Genomic DNA, 14634 nt, shown 5'->3' with positions numbered 1-14634 from the left:
CGTACCACCTAGCTATAATATTTTGTTTCAACAATAGTGGCACATTAACAACCTATACAGAACTCTTTTAGGAAACTATCAAGGGGATAGTGCGACATTAACTAGACTTTATTGAAAAAAAGTTTCCTATAGGAAACTTTTATTTGCATTTATAAATATTGCCTGTTATGTTTTATACGTGTTCGAAATTCAATCAATAGAAAATCAGTACTAGAAAGGTAGTTGATTCGTGAACACTAATAGATAAAAGGTATAGCACCGACAATATCTCCGCCTTTGATAAAGCAGTCTTACGATGTATCAAACAGGCATAGATATGATAAATAAATATAACGAAAAGTCTCAGGGTGGTTTAGCAATAAACGCAGTAACCTGTAAATAAAGACTATCAAACATAATCATTAGGTTACTGAATGCATATTCATAACGCTTAACTATTGAGGAATACAACAATGAAAAACACTTACACATCTGGTGAACTAGAACAATTTTTTTCAAGCGATCTATCTTCTACTGATGGCGCAGTTCAAGTGGCTATAGACCTTGAAGAAGCACGTCAAAATCAACAAATAGAATTAATCGCTTCAGAGAACATTGTTTCAAAAGCAGTTATGGAAGCTCAAGGCACGGTATTAACAAATAAATACGCTGAAGGTTACCCTGGCCGTCGTTACTATGGTGGTTGTGAGCATGTTGATCTAGTTGAAACATTGGCGATTGATAGAGCCAAACTTATTTTTAAAGCTGATTTCGTTAACGTACAACCTCATTCAGGCGCACAAGCTAATGGCGCAGTAATGCTCGCTTTAGTTAAGCCGGGCGATACAATTTTAGGCATGTCACTTGATGCTGGCGGCCATTTAACCCATGGCGCTAAACCTGCCCAATCAGGCAAGTGGTTCAATGCTATTCATTACGGCGTGCGCAAAGATGATATGCGTATCGATTATGACCAAGTATTAGCCCTGGCTATAGAACATCAGCCAAAAATGATCATTGCTGGTGGCTCAGCAATTCCTCGTCAAATAGATTTTGCTAAGTTCCGTGAAATTGCCGATCAAGTTGGTGCCATCTTAATGGTTGATATGGCCCATATTGCTGGTTTAGTCGCTGCGGGTGCACATCAAAATCCACTCCCTTTCGCAGATGTAGTTACTACAACAACGCATAAAACATTAAGAGGCCCTCGTGGCGGCTTAATTTTAACCAACAACCCAGATGTCGCGAAGAAAATTAATTCGGCCGTATTCCCTGGTTTGCAAGGTGGCCCATTAATGCACGTTATTGCGGCAAAAGCAGTCGCTTTAGGCGAAGTACTAGAGCCTTCTTTTGGTGCCTATATTAAACAAGTATTAAGTAACGCTAGAGTCCTAGCTAGCACATTGCAACAACGAGGTTGTGACATAGTTACCGATGGTACTGACACCCATTTAATGCTGGTTGACTTACGTCCTAAAGGATTGAAAGGAAATACCACAGAAGAAAGTTTAGAACGAGCAGGTATTACCTGTAACAAAAATGGTATCCCATTCGATTCAGAAAAACCTATGGTAACTTCTGGTATTCGCTTAGGTACACCAGCAGGTACTAGCCGTGGTTTTGGTAATGATGAGTTTGAATTAATTGGACAGTGGATTGGTGATGTTCTTGATGGTTTAGTTGCAAATCCCGAGGACAATAGCGTAGCAGAACAAAAAGTTTTACAGCAAGTTCAACAACTGTGCTTGAGATTCCCTTTATATAGCTAAGCAACTAATTAATTCCACAATAAGTTCAACTATAAAAATAGGATTATTACCATGAGCACAGTAGAAAAAGATTATCAATTTGCCCCAAGTCACGAGTGGGTTAAAAATAACAACGACGGTACTGTTACTATCGGTATTTCAAACCACGCGCAAGAATTGTTAGGTGATGTTGTTTTCATTGAATTACCAGAACAAGGCGATGAAATAACGGCAGGCGAACAATTTACCCTCGTAGAATCAGTAAAAGCCGCTTCAGACGTATATGCGCCTGTTTCGGGTGAAATCATTGAAATTAATGAAGCACTAGAAGACTCACCAGAGTCAATTAACCAATCGGCATTTGTTGAAGGCTGGATTGTAAAAGTTAAGCTTTCAGAGCCTGAGCAGTTAGAAAACTTACTCAGTTATGAGGCATATAATGCCGGTATCGAAGAATAATTAGATATCTGCACATGCTTAACATTTACTAGACGTTATACTGGAGCTTTCATGACTAACAATAATTTATTAGCACAACTGAATGATAACTTAGATTTTATCAGTCGACATAATGGCCCTGACCGAGCCCAACAACAGCATATGTTAGACACGCTGAAAGTAGACTCTATCGAACAAATGATCGATAAAACAGTGCCCGATAATATTCGCCTTTTGCAGCCAATGGCATTAGCAAAACCGCAAAGCGAAATTGAAATGTTAGCTACACTCAAAGCTATAGCGTCAAAAAACAAAGTAAACAGAAGTTATATTGGACAAGGGTATTATGATACCCATGTCCCTCACGTTATTTTACGTAATGTCTTCGAAAACCCTGGCTGGTATACCGCTTATACGCCTTATCAGCCAGAAATTTCACAAGGTCGTTTAGAAGCACTGCTTAATTTTCAACAAATGATCACAGATCTTACCGCAATGGAATTATCCAATGCGTCTTTGCTAGATGAAGCCACTGCAGCTGCAGAAGCCATGAGCTTATGTAAGCGTGCCAGTAAAAATAAAAGTAATGTCTTTTTTGTTAGTGACGATGTTCACCCGCAAACATTAGACGTCATCAATACCCGAGCAAAATACTTCTCTTTTGAGGTTGTGGTAGCACCCTACTCAGAACTAGAAAATCATGATGTGTTTGGCGCTTTGTTGCAATATCCCGGCACAACAGGACAAGTACATAATTTAGAAAAAATCATAGAACAAGCCCATAGCAAAAAAACCTTAGTTGCAGTTGCCGCTGACTTACTGGCGTTAACCGTACTTAAAGCCCCTGGCGAAATGGGCGCGGATGTTGTTATAGGTAGTGCTCAACGTTTTGGCGTTCCAATGGGTTACGGTGGTCCACATGCTGCATTCATGGCCACTAAAGAAAAGTATAAACGTACTATCCCTGGTCGAGTTATTGGTGTTTCAATTGACTCAAAGGGTAAACCTGCTTTACGTATGGCGATGCAAACTCGAGAACAACATATTAGGCGAGAAAAAGCCAATTCGAATATTTGTACCGCGCAAGCATTACTTGCCAATATGGCATCATTTTATGCCGTATATCATGGCCCGCAAGGGTTGAAAAAAATGGGTCGACGCGTGAATCGTTTAACATCAGTGCTCGCTGCAGGTTTGCAAAAAGCAGGTATTGAACTGGCACATAATGATTTCTTTGACACTATTACCCTACAAACAAATGAACAAACTGATGCGATTTATCAACGCGCATTAGCTGCAGACCTTAATTTGCGCTTATTACCTGATCAACTTGGTATCAGTTTAGATGAAACCACAACGTCTGCTGACGTTGAAGCATTATGGTTAGCTATCACTGAGCAATCTTTTAGCGTTGATGATATTGAACAAACGCTAAGTGCAGAGTTTTGTAACATACCTGCAGATTGTCAGCGTACTAGTGAGTATTTAAGTCACCCAGTATTCAATAGTTATCACAGTGAAACGCGTATGTTGCGTTATTTAAAAAGTCTTGAAAATAAAGACTTTTCATTAACTCACGGCATGATACCGCTGGGCTCTTGTACAATGAAGCTCAATGCTACTGCACAGATGATCCCTGTTACCTGGCCTGAATTTTCACGCATGCACCCTTTTACACCAAGCGAGCAATGTACAGGGTATGAAGCCTTAGCTGAAAGCTTTAGCGACATGCTAATAGAAATCACTGGATATGACGCTTTTTCATTACAGCCAAACTCTGGTGCGCAAGGTGAATATGCCGGACTTATCGCCATTCAACGTTATCATGCCTCTCGCGGTGAAGATTATCGAAATATCTGCTTAATTCCTAGCTCTGCACACGGTACTAACCCTGCCAGTGCTTCCATGGTATCAATGCGTATTGTGCTGGTTAATTGTGATAAAGAAGGCAATGTTGACCTAGATGATTTGAAGGAAAAAATAAACCTTCATCGTGATCAACTCTCTGCAATGATGATCACTTATCCTTCAACACATGGCGTTTATGAAGAAAGCATCAAAGAAATTTGCGAGCTTATTCACGAAGCTGGTGGTCAAGTTTATCTTGATGGTGCCAATATGAATGCTCAAGTAGGGTTAACTTCGCCTGGTTTCATTGGAGCTGATGTCTCTCATCTCAACCTACATAAAACATTTTGCATTCCGCACGGCGGCGGTGGCCCAGGTATGGGACCTATAGGTGTTAAATCACACTTAGCCGACTTTTTGCCAGGGCACAGTGTTACTAATACAGAAGGCGCAGTATCAGCAACCGCACTAGGTAGTGCTTCTATTTTACCTATTTCTTGGGCCTACATTGCTTTAATGGGCGCTGAAGGACTAAAATCAGCCACTGAGCTCGCTATTTTAAATGCTAACTACATTATGGAAAAACTCAGCCCGCACTACCCTATATTATTTAGAGGTAAGCAAGGACGTGTTGCTCATGAATGTATTATTGACCTCAGACCATTGAAAGAGTCTTCCGGTATCAGTGAAGAAGATGTTGCGAAACGTTTAATGGATTTTGGCTTTCATGCACCAACCATGTCATTTCCTGTCGCTGGCACCTTGATGATTGAACCAACTGAGAGTGAGTCTTTAGAAGAACTAGATAAATTTATTGATGCACTGATTACGATTCGCCATGAAATAGCGAAAGTTGAAGAGGGAACTTGGACACTTGCCGATAACCCACTAGTCAATGCACCTCACACATTAAACGATCTGACCGGGAGTGACTGGCCTCGTGCTTATTCACGCTTAACCGCTTGTTATCCGAGTAGTTGTCCGAGCCAACCAAAATTTTGGCCAACAACTAACCGTATTGACAATGTCTACGGGGATCGAAACCTAATTTGTAGCTGTCCTCCGATTGAGAGCTACCAATCAACTGATACATAAGTATCTATAATAAACTAGCGCGTAACTTAGCTAATATAAGTTATTCGCTTGAATAAATAACTACAACTACAACATGAATACGGGGAAAACCATGAATAACTTTAAAATCAAAAAATCATTAATCGCTTTAGCACTTGTTTTACCAGCCTTTGCTTCTTATGCAGAAACGTCTGAAGAAAACTTGAAAAAACAGCTTACTGAAATTCAAACGCGTTTAGCACAATTAGAAGAGTCTAAAGAGCCAGCGGCTACTTCAGACAATACCTCTATTAATTTTTACGGTTCTTTACGTCCTACTTTTGGTCTAACAAGCACTGATTCTGCTGATAGCTGGGATGTTGGTGATGCATTATCACGTATCGGTATCGCAGCAGAGCATAAATTAAGCAATGGTATGACTGGTTTTGCAAAAGGTGAGTTTAAAGTTCAAATTCAAGGTGATGCGAGTTTTGGCGATGCACGTAAAGCATATGTTGGTATAAAGGGTGATTTTGGTCGTGTTGCCATTGGTAAACAGGATACAACTCAATACGCAATCATTGGTGACCCAGTTGATATTTTCAACCGTGCATCAACACCACTTGCCTATGATGACGCTAGCCCATTCCGTCAACAAGAAATGGTTAGCTACAGAAAGAACTTTGGTAACTTAGAATTTCGCATTGAAGGTCAATTCAAAGGCGAAACAGATATTGAAGGTAGTGATTTAGTTAACGGTGGTTTTAAATATTCTGGTGATAGCTTTACTTTAGCTGCTGCTTACCTAACTAGAGACATGCCTGGTACTGATGAAAACACAGTAGGTGTATCTGGTTCAAAATCATTTGGTGACTTATATGTTGCCGCAGCTTATCAAGACATTGACCGTGGTGGTAATGGTCAAGATAGAACGACTATTGATTTAGTTGGTGCATACAAAATTAATGAAATCTACAAAGTTAAAATGGGCTATTCTATATTTTCAGACGATTTAGTACCTGTAGCTAGTAAAGAAATCACTCGCATCAATGCCACGGTAGAATGGCACGGTAGCCCAGATTTCTACTTATTTGCTGAAGTTCAAAACAATAGCTATGATGATGAAGTTGCAGGTAGTAAAGAAGACAGCAATCAATTTATCGTAGGTATGCGTTACAACTTCGATTATAGCTTTTAAGTTAGTTTAAGCAGTCCTATCAGGATTGTTTAAACTTAAAGAAAGTTAGATATGTTACCAATGTGGTCTAGGTAACATATCGAATAAATAAGTTTTGTAATAAAAAAGTCATTGTTAAGCTATATTTAACAATGACTTTTTTGATCTTTATCACTGATATCACGCGAGCGCTGAAATAGTGATAAAACAGAACGGAAACAATAGTTCTTAGTTTATCGCTAACAATTCAACATCAAAAATTAATAATGAACCTGGCGCTATTTTTCCTGCCGCACTATCGCCATAAGCTAAATTTGATGGAATATAAAAACGTGTTTTTTCACCAACAACCATCAACTGAACACCTTCAGTCCAACCTTTGATGACTTGCTGTAAACCAAAGCCAATTGGCTCACCTCTATCTACCGAGCTATCAAATACTTTTCCATTGAGTAAAGTCCCGTGATAATGCACTGTAACTTTTGAAGAAGCACTTGGGTGCTCAGTGCCACTGCCTTCAGTTAGCACTTTGTATTGCAAGCCAGAAGCTGTTTCTAATACCCCTTCTTCACTCTTATTAGACACAAGAAAATCACTGCCTAAAGTTGCATTTAATTGGGCCGCTTTTTTGTTGTTATTTGATCGCATCAAGCTGAACACAACAATAGCAATAACAATCGCTAATAATATAAATTTACTCATTTAATAACACCTTTATTAACTCCTTTGTAGAGTCGCTTATGTAAAAATGCATGCTACTTAATTCTTCACTAATTTACTAGTTCAAAAGCTTCAAATTAGCTTATTAACTTGTTTGCCTTTCTATTGATTAAGGTCAACCTTAGTAGATTGCTTAATACATCAAGATAGCCTAAATTAATGAGCTTAAAGGTAAGATTTTAATGGATTAAAAAACATGAAGTATATAGTTATAGCGCTGACCGTAATGCTACTGGTTAGCTGTACCAGCACCTCTGATTTCCCCACGATAGATGACCCTAATGTTGAGTTAACCAGTATCCAAAAACAGTACGCAGATGAATTAGCTAATATACACATTGGTGACTATATCGATTATGTTGCTAAACAATTTCCCGAGATGGTCGTCGCTTCAGACAATATGAAAAATACGATTTATGAATTTACTTACCAGCAGCAATATCTTTTAGCCGCGAATAGTAATAATGATGAAACAAAAACCTATACTCAAACATTACGCTTTTATTTTATCAATCAAAAACTTGCCCACTGGAAGGTGAAATAGTAGTAAAGAAAAAGCCATAAATAGCAGATGTTATCTAGGCTATTTATGGCGTTAAAGTTAACTAGTGGTTAGCTAACTTAATTAAAATTGATATTGCTCTGCTGCGGCTAATAATTTTTTAGCGGTCAACTTACTGTTAGCACATGCATTAATATCTTTTTTATTAAACACCAATATTTGATCTTTGAAACCTCGGTCCTGCTGCTTACCTGCACCTTTAATGATGAAACTAACGTACTCTTTACTCGGTACTTCTCGTAAGCCATTACCGTATAAACATAAAGTTTCAACTAGCGCATTATTCAATGCCGAAAAATGTTCTTTTCTAGCTTTGGTTTGAGAAATTTGTTGCGCTTCTCGCTGCTTGTTTAATTTAGTGACTTTTTGCTCAAGCTTGATTTTATTTTTATTTAAAGCAACGCGGTTTACTTCAAGCTTTTTAAGTTCAGTCTTTAACTCATTTTGAGTCTTTTTCTCAGCACGTTGTAATTGATACTCAATATCTTTACGTTGTCGGTCAATATCACGCATTTCGTAAGCAATTTCTCGTTGCTCACTACGTATCTCTCTAGCCCCTTCTCGTTGTTGCTCAAAAACTTCAATGACTCGTTCGATTTCATCTTCATGCTCTTCAAAATCAACATCGCCAAAATCAATAACCATTTCTTCATCATTTGAAATTATAATTCTATCTGCACCACTCACTGGTGCTAATGCTTCTAATGCCGCTAAAGGTGCTAGTGACTCTAATGGCGCCACCGTTTGAAAAAACTGACGATGCGAAGACCCTCTATGAGCAGAATTGATTGTAAAAATAGCCCCTTGCCCTTGTAAATAAACGCTATCAATTGAACGAATCAATGATTGATGCGAGTTTTGTGTCGCTTTGGCCGATGACAATATAATGTCATTCATAATCGATAGTTGCTTGTGCAAATGGTCATAGTTTTTATCTGCGCTTTGAGCGCTAAACGCGAGTAGTAATGTGGCGCTTACCACGGCAACTTTTGCTTTTAGGTTAGCTACGTTGCTTCGAAAATTTGGCGTTGGTAAAAATGTTGCTGATGTTTTCATAAATTTCCTCTTTATAGATAGTACTGATATCTGTTTATATGCCTGAGTTAGCCAAAGCTAACTTAGTTCTAATTGGTGATGATTTTCTAAACCAAGACTTTATACCTAACCTTTAGTGTTAACGGGTTGAGTTGTGCTGCTATCTATTTTTCCGTTTTGCTCTAGGCTGATATTTTGAAAACTAATTTCTCGTTCAAGTTGTTTAAATTTAATTTTCTGTGCTAATTGTTCATCTTGTCGCTGTGCATTAAAAAAGCTGATGAAGTCACTCATATCTTCTTTACGTTCTTTTCTAGACGCGCCAATCACGTAACCGACCAAAGCAAGGTTATTACTTTGTTGCTGCTCGCTAATATCAGTACGGTAATTAGCTAAAATAACTTGTTGCTCCGCCGCAAATTCACGTAATTTTAAATTTACTAATCTTTCGATGTCACTGTTGTCTTTGTTTGCTAAAGTGCTGGTTAACTGGGCAGCTACTTTTTGCTGAACTTGTTGATCAATCATCGCTGTTACTTGCTGATCAAATGCTTGTTGATCAAAGCCTTTATCCTGCATAAAGGTCATTACAATGGTGATAGCAACTGCTGAGCACCCCATTGATAACGAGGGAACACCTAACCACAGTCCCCAATTAATGGAGTGACCTTTAGTCTTGTTATTTTCCGTCTCAAAATGCTGTTCAAATGCTTGTGCTCTATGCCAATCAGGCACTTCTTGCTCAGCTTCAACACTTGCTTGATGGGCAAGACTTTCACTAAATAATGCTCGTTCATCTTCACTCATTTGAGCATTCGTTGATTTTGGCTTAGACATACTCCACCTCTACCTTGATAATTTGATTATCGACTAAGTGCAGCTTTAATTTGTCGAGTGCGCTATACAGTTGTGACTTTGCTGTATTGGTTGAAATACCTAACTGCTGGCTAATATCTTCGAAAGTGCATTGTTGAAAAAACTTTAACTCAACGACTAATTTCTGTTTAACGGGTAAATGCTGCATAGCCTCTAACAAAGCACTACTTTGTTGCTGAATTTGTAAGTTTTTCTCTAGACAGACTGACTCTTCATCCTCTTGCTCTGGCACATCATCAAGTGATTGCATCGGCCGTTTTCGTCGGTAATATTCGAGACAACGATAATGAGCAATTTTAAATAGCCAATTCTTAAAAGGACATTCACCGCGAAATTTAGATAAATTTCGAAATAATGCGATGAAAATATCTTGCATCAAATCCATGGCATCTGCTGGATTATTCACCATGCGTAAAGCGTAGTTATAGAGATTTTTCTCATAACGCTTTACCAGCGTTAACCATGCAGATTTTTTACCTTTTAGCGCTTGCGCTATGAGCGTTTCATCGCTTCTTTCAAACACAAAGGCTCCTTTTTTATAATTATTAGTAATATTTTGATTATGCCATTGTTAACAACATAAGCTTCATTGCTACTTGGGTTCAACTATAAAGTAGTGTTGGTTAGCAAAATAGTTTGAAAAAATTTAATGTTTTTTTAATCATGCTTTTTATATTGTTCATTTTATTGCAGATATCAAACACCTCTCTATAAAGACTGTGGCATGAAAATCTGCACATAAAAAAGCCCTTTACCGACATTATCGATAAAGGGCTTTATAACTCACTGTTAACACTGACAGTCATAACATTTGGAAATTAGAACTTCATTACCACACGACCAGTAATTTCACCATTTATCATCTCTTCAAAAATATCATTAATATCTTCAAGGGACTTTTCAATAGTAATAGCTTTTACTTTTCCGCGGGCAGCAAAGTCTAAACATTCAATCAAATCTTTACGTGTGCCAACAATAGAGCCAACAACACTAACGCCATTAAGCACAGTATCAAAAATAGGTAATGGCATATCTTCAGGGGGTAAGCCAACTAACACACATTTACCACCGCGACGAATAACTTTATAGCTTTGTTCAAAACCGCTTTTACTTACCGCAGTGCAAATACTGGCATGAACGCCTCCGGTTTCAGCGAGGACCTTAGCAACAACATCATCTCGTTTAAAGTCTAAACAAAGTGAAGCACCCAATTTTTTAGCAAGGTCTAACTTGGCCTCACCTGTATCAACCGCAATAACATTTAACCCCATGGCAACGGCATATTGTACCGCTAAATGTCCTAAACCACCGATACCAAAAATAGCGACCCATTCACCCGGTTTTGCGGTAGAAACTTTAAGTGCTTTATACGTAGTAACACCTGCGCAAAATAAGGGGGCGGCATCAACATAACTAATACCATCTGGAATTTTCACCACATAATTGCCATCTGCTTTACAGTATTCGGCATAACTGCCGTCCACTGAATAACCAGCATTTTGTTGCGATAAACATAAGTTTTCATCACCCGTTAAACAGTAATCACAATGACCACACGCACTATAAAGCCAAGGAATGCCTACACGATCGCCTACTTTACAATGACTGACCTGATCTCCTACTTCAACTATTTCGCCAACGCCTTCATGGCCCGGCACTAATGGCATTTTAGGTTTTACCGGCCAGTCTCCGTGACACGCATGCAAGTCGGTATGGCAAACGCCACAGGCATGGATCTTAACTAATACTTCATGGCTTGAAATCGTTGGCTTATCGAGTTGCTCAATTTCAAGTTTACCCTTAAATTGATGATTAACTGCTGCTTTCATAGTTGAACTCCTTTTTCAGTAATGAGGGGGTTTACCGTATAATTCATTGTAAAACCTCTGCTTAATAAGACCACGATATAGATCAATAAAAGCGCTTGAAAAAGCACTGTCTATTATCAATGAAATCTAACGGGTTTAGTTTAGGCGTTTAAGGAATAGTGATATATGAAATAACGTCGTCCCTTAATTAACTGTTTAATAGCGTTCAGGTTAGCTGGAGAGTATTACTTTTATATGACAGTTATCGGTTATTGAATAAAGAAGATAATGAGGGGGGAAAGCATAAAGAGTATATTTAGAATCGCCATCCATGGCTTAAATATATAACAGAGTATTTTATGTCGTCATCATAGTAACGTCAGTTCTTTTATAGCAAAGTACTGACATTACATTGTCTTAGAAATTAAGTTTGTAACCTAATGCGACTTTATCAGATGCTGCATATACTGCTTCTCCTTCATCGCCTCAAGCACTTTATTTAATATAGAAGGTGCCAAGTTTAGGCTTAGAAACGGCTTAGAAGTAATAGCCGATATTAATGTTCAATCGCTTATTCCAATCATCAGCATTGCCAACTAAAGTACCACCGAGAAATGGCTGGTTTTTAGCAATAACAAAGTCAACATAAGCGTAGACGCCACCAGCACTAATTGCAACGCCCGTTGCATTCATTGTTGTATCGTCTAATCCGGCTGATTTATCAGTTATTAAGTTGTAATCGTTATAGTAAGTCAGGTTAGTGATAGGCCCAAGAGACACTGACTGGCTATAAGATAGGTTAAGGTTATATGCCGTAGCTTCCGTTGGAATTGTGTCATAGAATGCCCAAGCGCCTACAGCAACAGCATCAGAGCCGTTGTCTAGGTCATATTCATACTCTGAAGCTTGGAACATAATACCGATGTTTTCAATTTTGCTTTTTACATGAAAAGCGTATGCAGTGTGATCGCCCACAGAGCCAACACCTGAGCCACCTTCAAGATCACCTGATAATAATGAGACACCCACTTCAGTATTAGAGAAGAAATTATAAGTATATCTTAAGTTTATCGTATTACTCTCACCCATTTGTTGAGCAGGAGCACTGTAAATACCTTCACCAGCAGCAAAGTCGCGGATACCAACTACATCATAAGAATAGCGGTGAGTTTTGTCACCTGAATAACCGTCAACACCACCTTTTTCGTCATTTAAAAAATAGGCAACACGGATATCATGTTTGTCATACTTACCTGTAAATGATAAACCTGCGTCATAGTCATCTTCTAAACCGGCATAATAACCAGAGCTAAAGAAGAAGTTGTTAGAGTTATAGTTTAAGTTACCAAAAGGAACTTGAGTAATACCTACTTTTCCTTCCCAGTTGTCACTGAATTGGTAGCCTACATCGGCGTGGTGAATTACATTCATGTATTGATACCAGCGATATTGAGCTGACAATTTAACATCACCAATACTGCCGTTTACATCTAGACGAAAGACGTCAAAATCAAAATCTCCACCACGATCTTTATTATCATCATCATAGTCTTCATAGCTATACTGAAAACGCACAGCACCGCCAATTTTGATTTTAGGAGTTAAATCTGTAGTAGTTTTTGTATTGGTATTAACTTCTTTTTTAAGCTCAGCAACTTGTTTCTCAAGTTGTTCTAGTCGCTCAATTTTAGTGTTTTCTGTTGCCGCCCAAGCCGTTGTTGAGCTTGCTAACAATAAACCAAGTAATGGGATGGATGTTTTCATTTGTTATTCTCCAAAAGATAATTTGCATTTGTTTTTATATTATTATTTTTATATTTTTATTTCTTAGAACATATTCAGAATACTTAACAGCGTTAAAGCTGCTTCAATATGTTCTTGTTAACTTCCAAAATAATACTAAGGAGATATCAACTAACATTGTAGTCAATTAACTTAATCACTTAATAAGAGAATCTTATATCAAGAAAAAAAACAAACGTTCAACTACCGATCAACACATTGTTATTAAACAATATAGTTACAAAATCATTACATCATAAGTAATTAAAAAATGAGAAAAATAAATTATATTCAAACAAAAACATCCGCTAAAGCACCCCTACTTCGTCCGTGAATTATTTGTAGCAGGATCTTAAGATGATCTATTAGCACTAATTTTAAAATACTCACAGTTCAGATTATTGGGCAAGCTACTAGTGGATTAATTAGACAATTTAAAATACTTATCAACCAGTAATATATTTTCATTAGACTGCGATGATCCAATAATTAATACTAACTAGATTTTCCATAGGGTTCTTGATTGGAAGGTCCCTTTGATACCTTCCTTTATTATCGGATTTATACTTGCATCATGCCTAACAGTAATACTTACCCTCTAAAATACCACCATGCTCATTGAACCATCCTTATTAGTAGTAGCTTTAATTGCCGTTATAGCAGGTTCTGCTCTTCAAAGTATGTCAGGCTTTGGATTAGCGGTTATCGCCTCACCTATTTTAGTCATCATTAATCCTGAATTCTTACCTGCGCCTATACTGGCATTAGGTTGTATTTTATCACTGTTAAATTGCATTCGTTATCGGCAGCAATTACATTTTAGCAATATAAAACTAGCGCTTTTGGCGCGAATTCCTGGTTCACTACTGGGAATTGTATTATTAGCTTTATTACCGTCAATATTCTTTTCTGTCGGTTTCTCCCTCCTTATAATACTCTCAGTGCTACTGACTTATCGGCGTGTAGATATCCACCATTGTCCGAGAAACTTAGTGTTAGCAGGCTTTTTTTCAGGACTCATGGGCACCACAACGTCAGTCGGTGGCCCCCCTATTGCGTTGGTTTACCAAAAGAGTAAACTCAGTACGCTAAGAGCAGAACTTGGACTATTTTTTCTTATTGGAACACTGGTATCCCTGGCTATGTTACTCGCATCAGGCAATATAAATTATGCTCAACTGCAACTGACCTTGCCTTTGATTCCTGCATTATTTGTAGGGTTTGCATCTTCATTTTATTTGGATAAGTACTTAGGGCAGCGTTATTTAAAGCCATTAATTGCTACGCTATCGCTGACGTCCTGTGGCATTATTTTGCTGAAAGCCTTCTTTTATTGAAGCATTTACTAAAGGTTTTACGAAGGTTTCAATAAAGGGAGGACTAAAGAATATTTTTATTAAGTAAGTAATTAAAGGCGAATTGAATAGACTGTTTCCACAAAGGGGATAAATACAGTAGCAAGAAAAACAATTGAGAAACACAGAGAGCTAAGCTGATAAAAACTAAACTGCACCAAACTGTACCTAACAGAACAGCGATATAAAAAGTTCGACACTAAGAAAAATCTTCCTTGAGTCTTGTGATTTTAATAACAAAAAAGCCGGCAAG

Annotated in this window: 12 protein-coding genes; 6 read left to right on the top strand and 6 right to left on the bottom strand. The window is 38.0% G+C overall.

Features of this window, described 5'->3' with window-relative positions:
- Positions 1 to 452 precede the first annotated feature (452 nt).
- The 4 genes from CXF79_RS07245 (at position 453) to CXF79_RS07230 (ending at position 6264) form a co-directional block, all read left to right on the top strand.
- The gene (locus tag CXF79_RS07245) at positions 453 to 1748 is read left to right on the top strand and encodes a serine hydroxymethyltransferase (RefSeq protein WP_011044592.1); all 1296 of its coding nucleotides are present in this window, start codon (positions 453 to 455) and stop codon (positions 1746 to 1748) included.
- Between the two features lie 51 nt (positions 1749 to 1799).
- Positions 1800 to 2186, top strand: a complete 387-nt coding sequence (gene gcvH, locus CXF79_RS07240; protein WP_011044593.1) for a glycine cleavage system protein GcvH — start codon at positions 1800 to 1802, stop codon at positions 2184 to 2186.
- 51 nt (positions 2187 to 2237) lie between these two features.
- A complete protein-coding gene (gene gcvP / locus CXF79_RS07235) occupies positions 2238 to 5108 on the top strand; it encodes an aminomethyl-transferring glycine dehydrogenase (protein ID WP_101154502.1) in 2871 nt (956 codons plus the stop codon).
- A 91-nt stretch (positions 5109 to 5199) separates the two neighbouring features.
- On the top strand, positions 5200 to 6264 hold the full coding sequence (locus CXF79_RS07230; RefSeq protein WP_101154501.1) for a porin: 1065 nt from the start codon (positions 5200 to 5202) through the stop codon (positions 6262 to 6264).
- A gap of 207 nt (positions 6265 to 6471) precedes the next feature.
- Here CXF79_RS07230 and CXF79_RS07225 read toward each other — a convergent pair whose 3' ends face one another.
- The gene (locus CXF79_RS07225) at positions 6472 to 6945 is read right to left on the bottom strand and encodes an FKBP-type peptidyl-prolyl cis-trans isomerase (RefSeq protein WP_011044596.1); all 474 of its coding nucleotides are present in this window, start codon (positions 6943 to 6945) and stop codon (positions 6472 to 6474) included.
- Positions 6946 to 7159: 214 nt separating this feature from the next.
- Here CXF79_RS07225 and CXF79_RS07220 point away from each other — a divergent pair, with 214 nt between their 5' ends.
- Positions 7160 to 7507 carry a hypothetical protein gene (locus tag CXF79_RS07220; protein WP_101154500.1) on the top strand — a complete coding sequence of 116 codons (348 nt, stop codon included), beginning with the start codon at positions 7160 to 7162 and terminating at the stop codon, positions 7505 to 7507.
- An 81-nt stretch (positions 7508 to 7588) separates the two neighbouring features.
- Here CXF79_RS07220 and CXF79_RS07215 read toward each other — a convergent pair whose 3' ends face one another.
- The 5 genes from CXF79_RS07215 to CXF79_RS07195 all read right to left on the bottom strand — a co-directional run bounded on the left by CXF79_RS07215 (position 7589) and on the right by CXF79_RS07195 (position 13008).
- Positions 7589 to 8581: a hypothetical protein gene (locus CXF79_RS07215; RefSeq protein WP_101154499.1), complete on the bottom strand. Its 993-nt coding sequence runs from the start codon at positions 8579 to 8581 to the stop codon at positions 7589 to 7591.
- A 105-nt stretch (positions 8582 to 8686) separates the two neighbouring features.
- A complete protein-coding gene (locus CXF79_RS07210) occupies positions 8687 to 9397 on the bottom strand; it encodes a hypothetical protein (protein WP_101154498.1) in 711 nt (236 codons plus the stop codon).
- Positions 9390 to 9959 (bottom strand): RNA polymerase sigma factor, encoded by a 570-nt coding sequence (locus CXF79_RS07205; protein ID WP_101154497.1) that lies wholly within the window; start codon positions 9957 to 9959, stop codon positions 9390 to 9392. Before CXF79_RS07205 ends, CXF79_RS07210 begins: the two co-directional genes overlap by 8 nt.
- A 295-nt stretch (positions 9960 to 10254) precedes the next feature.
- Positions 10255 to 11265, bottom strand: a complete 1011-nt coding sequence (gene adhP, locus CXF79_RS07200; protein ID WP_101154496.1) for an alcohol dehydrogenase AdhP — start codon at positions 11263 to 11265, stop codon at positions 10255 to 10257.
- A gap of 516 nt (positions 11266 to 11781) precedes the next feature.
- Positions 11782 to 13008, bottom strand: coding sequence for a porin (locus tag CXF79_RS07195; RefSeq protein WP_011044602.1), 1227 nt, complete (start codon positions 13006 to 13008; stop codon positions 11782 to 11784).
- A gap of 629 nt (positions 13009 to 13637) precedes the next feature.
- Between CXF79_RS07195 and CXF79_RS07190 the strand changes: the two genes are divergently transcribed.
- Positions 13638 to 14363: a sulfite exporter TauE/SafE family protein gene (locus CXF79_RS07190; protein WP_101154495.1), complete on the top strand. Its 726-nt coding sequence runs from the start codon at positions 13638 to 13640 to the stop codon at positions 14361 to 14363.
- Positions 14364 to 14634 lie beyond the last annotated feature (271 nt).

This window comes from Colwellia sp. Bg11-28, assembly GCF_002836245.1.
GTDB classification, from domain to species: domain Bacteria; phylum Pseudomonadota; class Gammaproteobacteria; order Enterobacterales; family Alteromonadaceae; genus Colwellia; species Colwellia psychrerythraea_A.
Note: the sequence above shows the minus strand (reverse complement) of the source record. Positions and strands in the feature narration are given on the sequence as shown.

Bases quoted from the DNA above. Each gene is read 5' to 3' on its own strand.
- CXF79_RS07190 (WP_101154495.1), top strand. From the start codon at position 13,638: ATGCTCATTGAACCATCCTTATTAGTAGTAGCTTTAATTGCCGTTATA.
- adhP (WP_101154496.1), bottom strand. From the start codon at position 11,265: ATGAAAGCAGCAGTTAATCATCAATTTAAGGGTAAACTTGAAATTGAG.
- CXF79_RS07225 (WP_011044596.1), bottom strand. From the start codon at position 6,945: ATGAGTAAATTTATATTATTAGCGATTGTTATTGCTATTGTTGTGTTC.
- CXF79_RS07195 (WP_011044602.1), bottom strand. From the start codon at position 13,008: ATGAAAACATCCATCCCATTACTTGGTTTATTGTTAGCAAGCTCAACA.
- gcvH (WP_011044593.1), top strand. From the start codon at position 1,800: ATGAGCACAGTAGAAAAAGATTATCAATTTGCCCCAAGTCACGAGTGG.
- CXF79_RS07220 (WP_101154500.1), top strand. From the start codon at position 7,160: ATGAAGTATATAGTTATAGCGCTGACCGTAATGCTACTGGTTAGCTGT.
- gcvP (WP_101154502.1), top strand. From the start codon at position 2,238: ATGACTAACAATAATTTATTAGCACAACTGAATGATAACTTAGATTTT.
- CXF79_RS07215 (WP_101154499.1), bottom strand. From the start codon at position 8,581: ATGAAAACATCAGCAACATTTTTACCAACGCCAAATTTTCGAAGCAAC.
- CXF79_RS07210 (WP_101154498.1), bottom strand. From the start codon at position 9,397: ATGTCTAAGCCAAAATCAACGAATGCTCAAATGAGTGAAGATGAACGA.
- CXF79_RS07245 (WP_011044592.1), top strand. From the start codon at position 453: ATGAAAAACACTTACACATCTGGTGAACTAGAACAATTTTTTTCAAGC.
- CXF79_RS07230 (WP_101154501.1), top strand. From the start codon at position 5,200: ATGAATAACTTTAAAATCAAAAAATCATTAATCGCTTTAGCACTTGTT.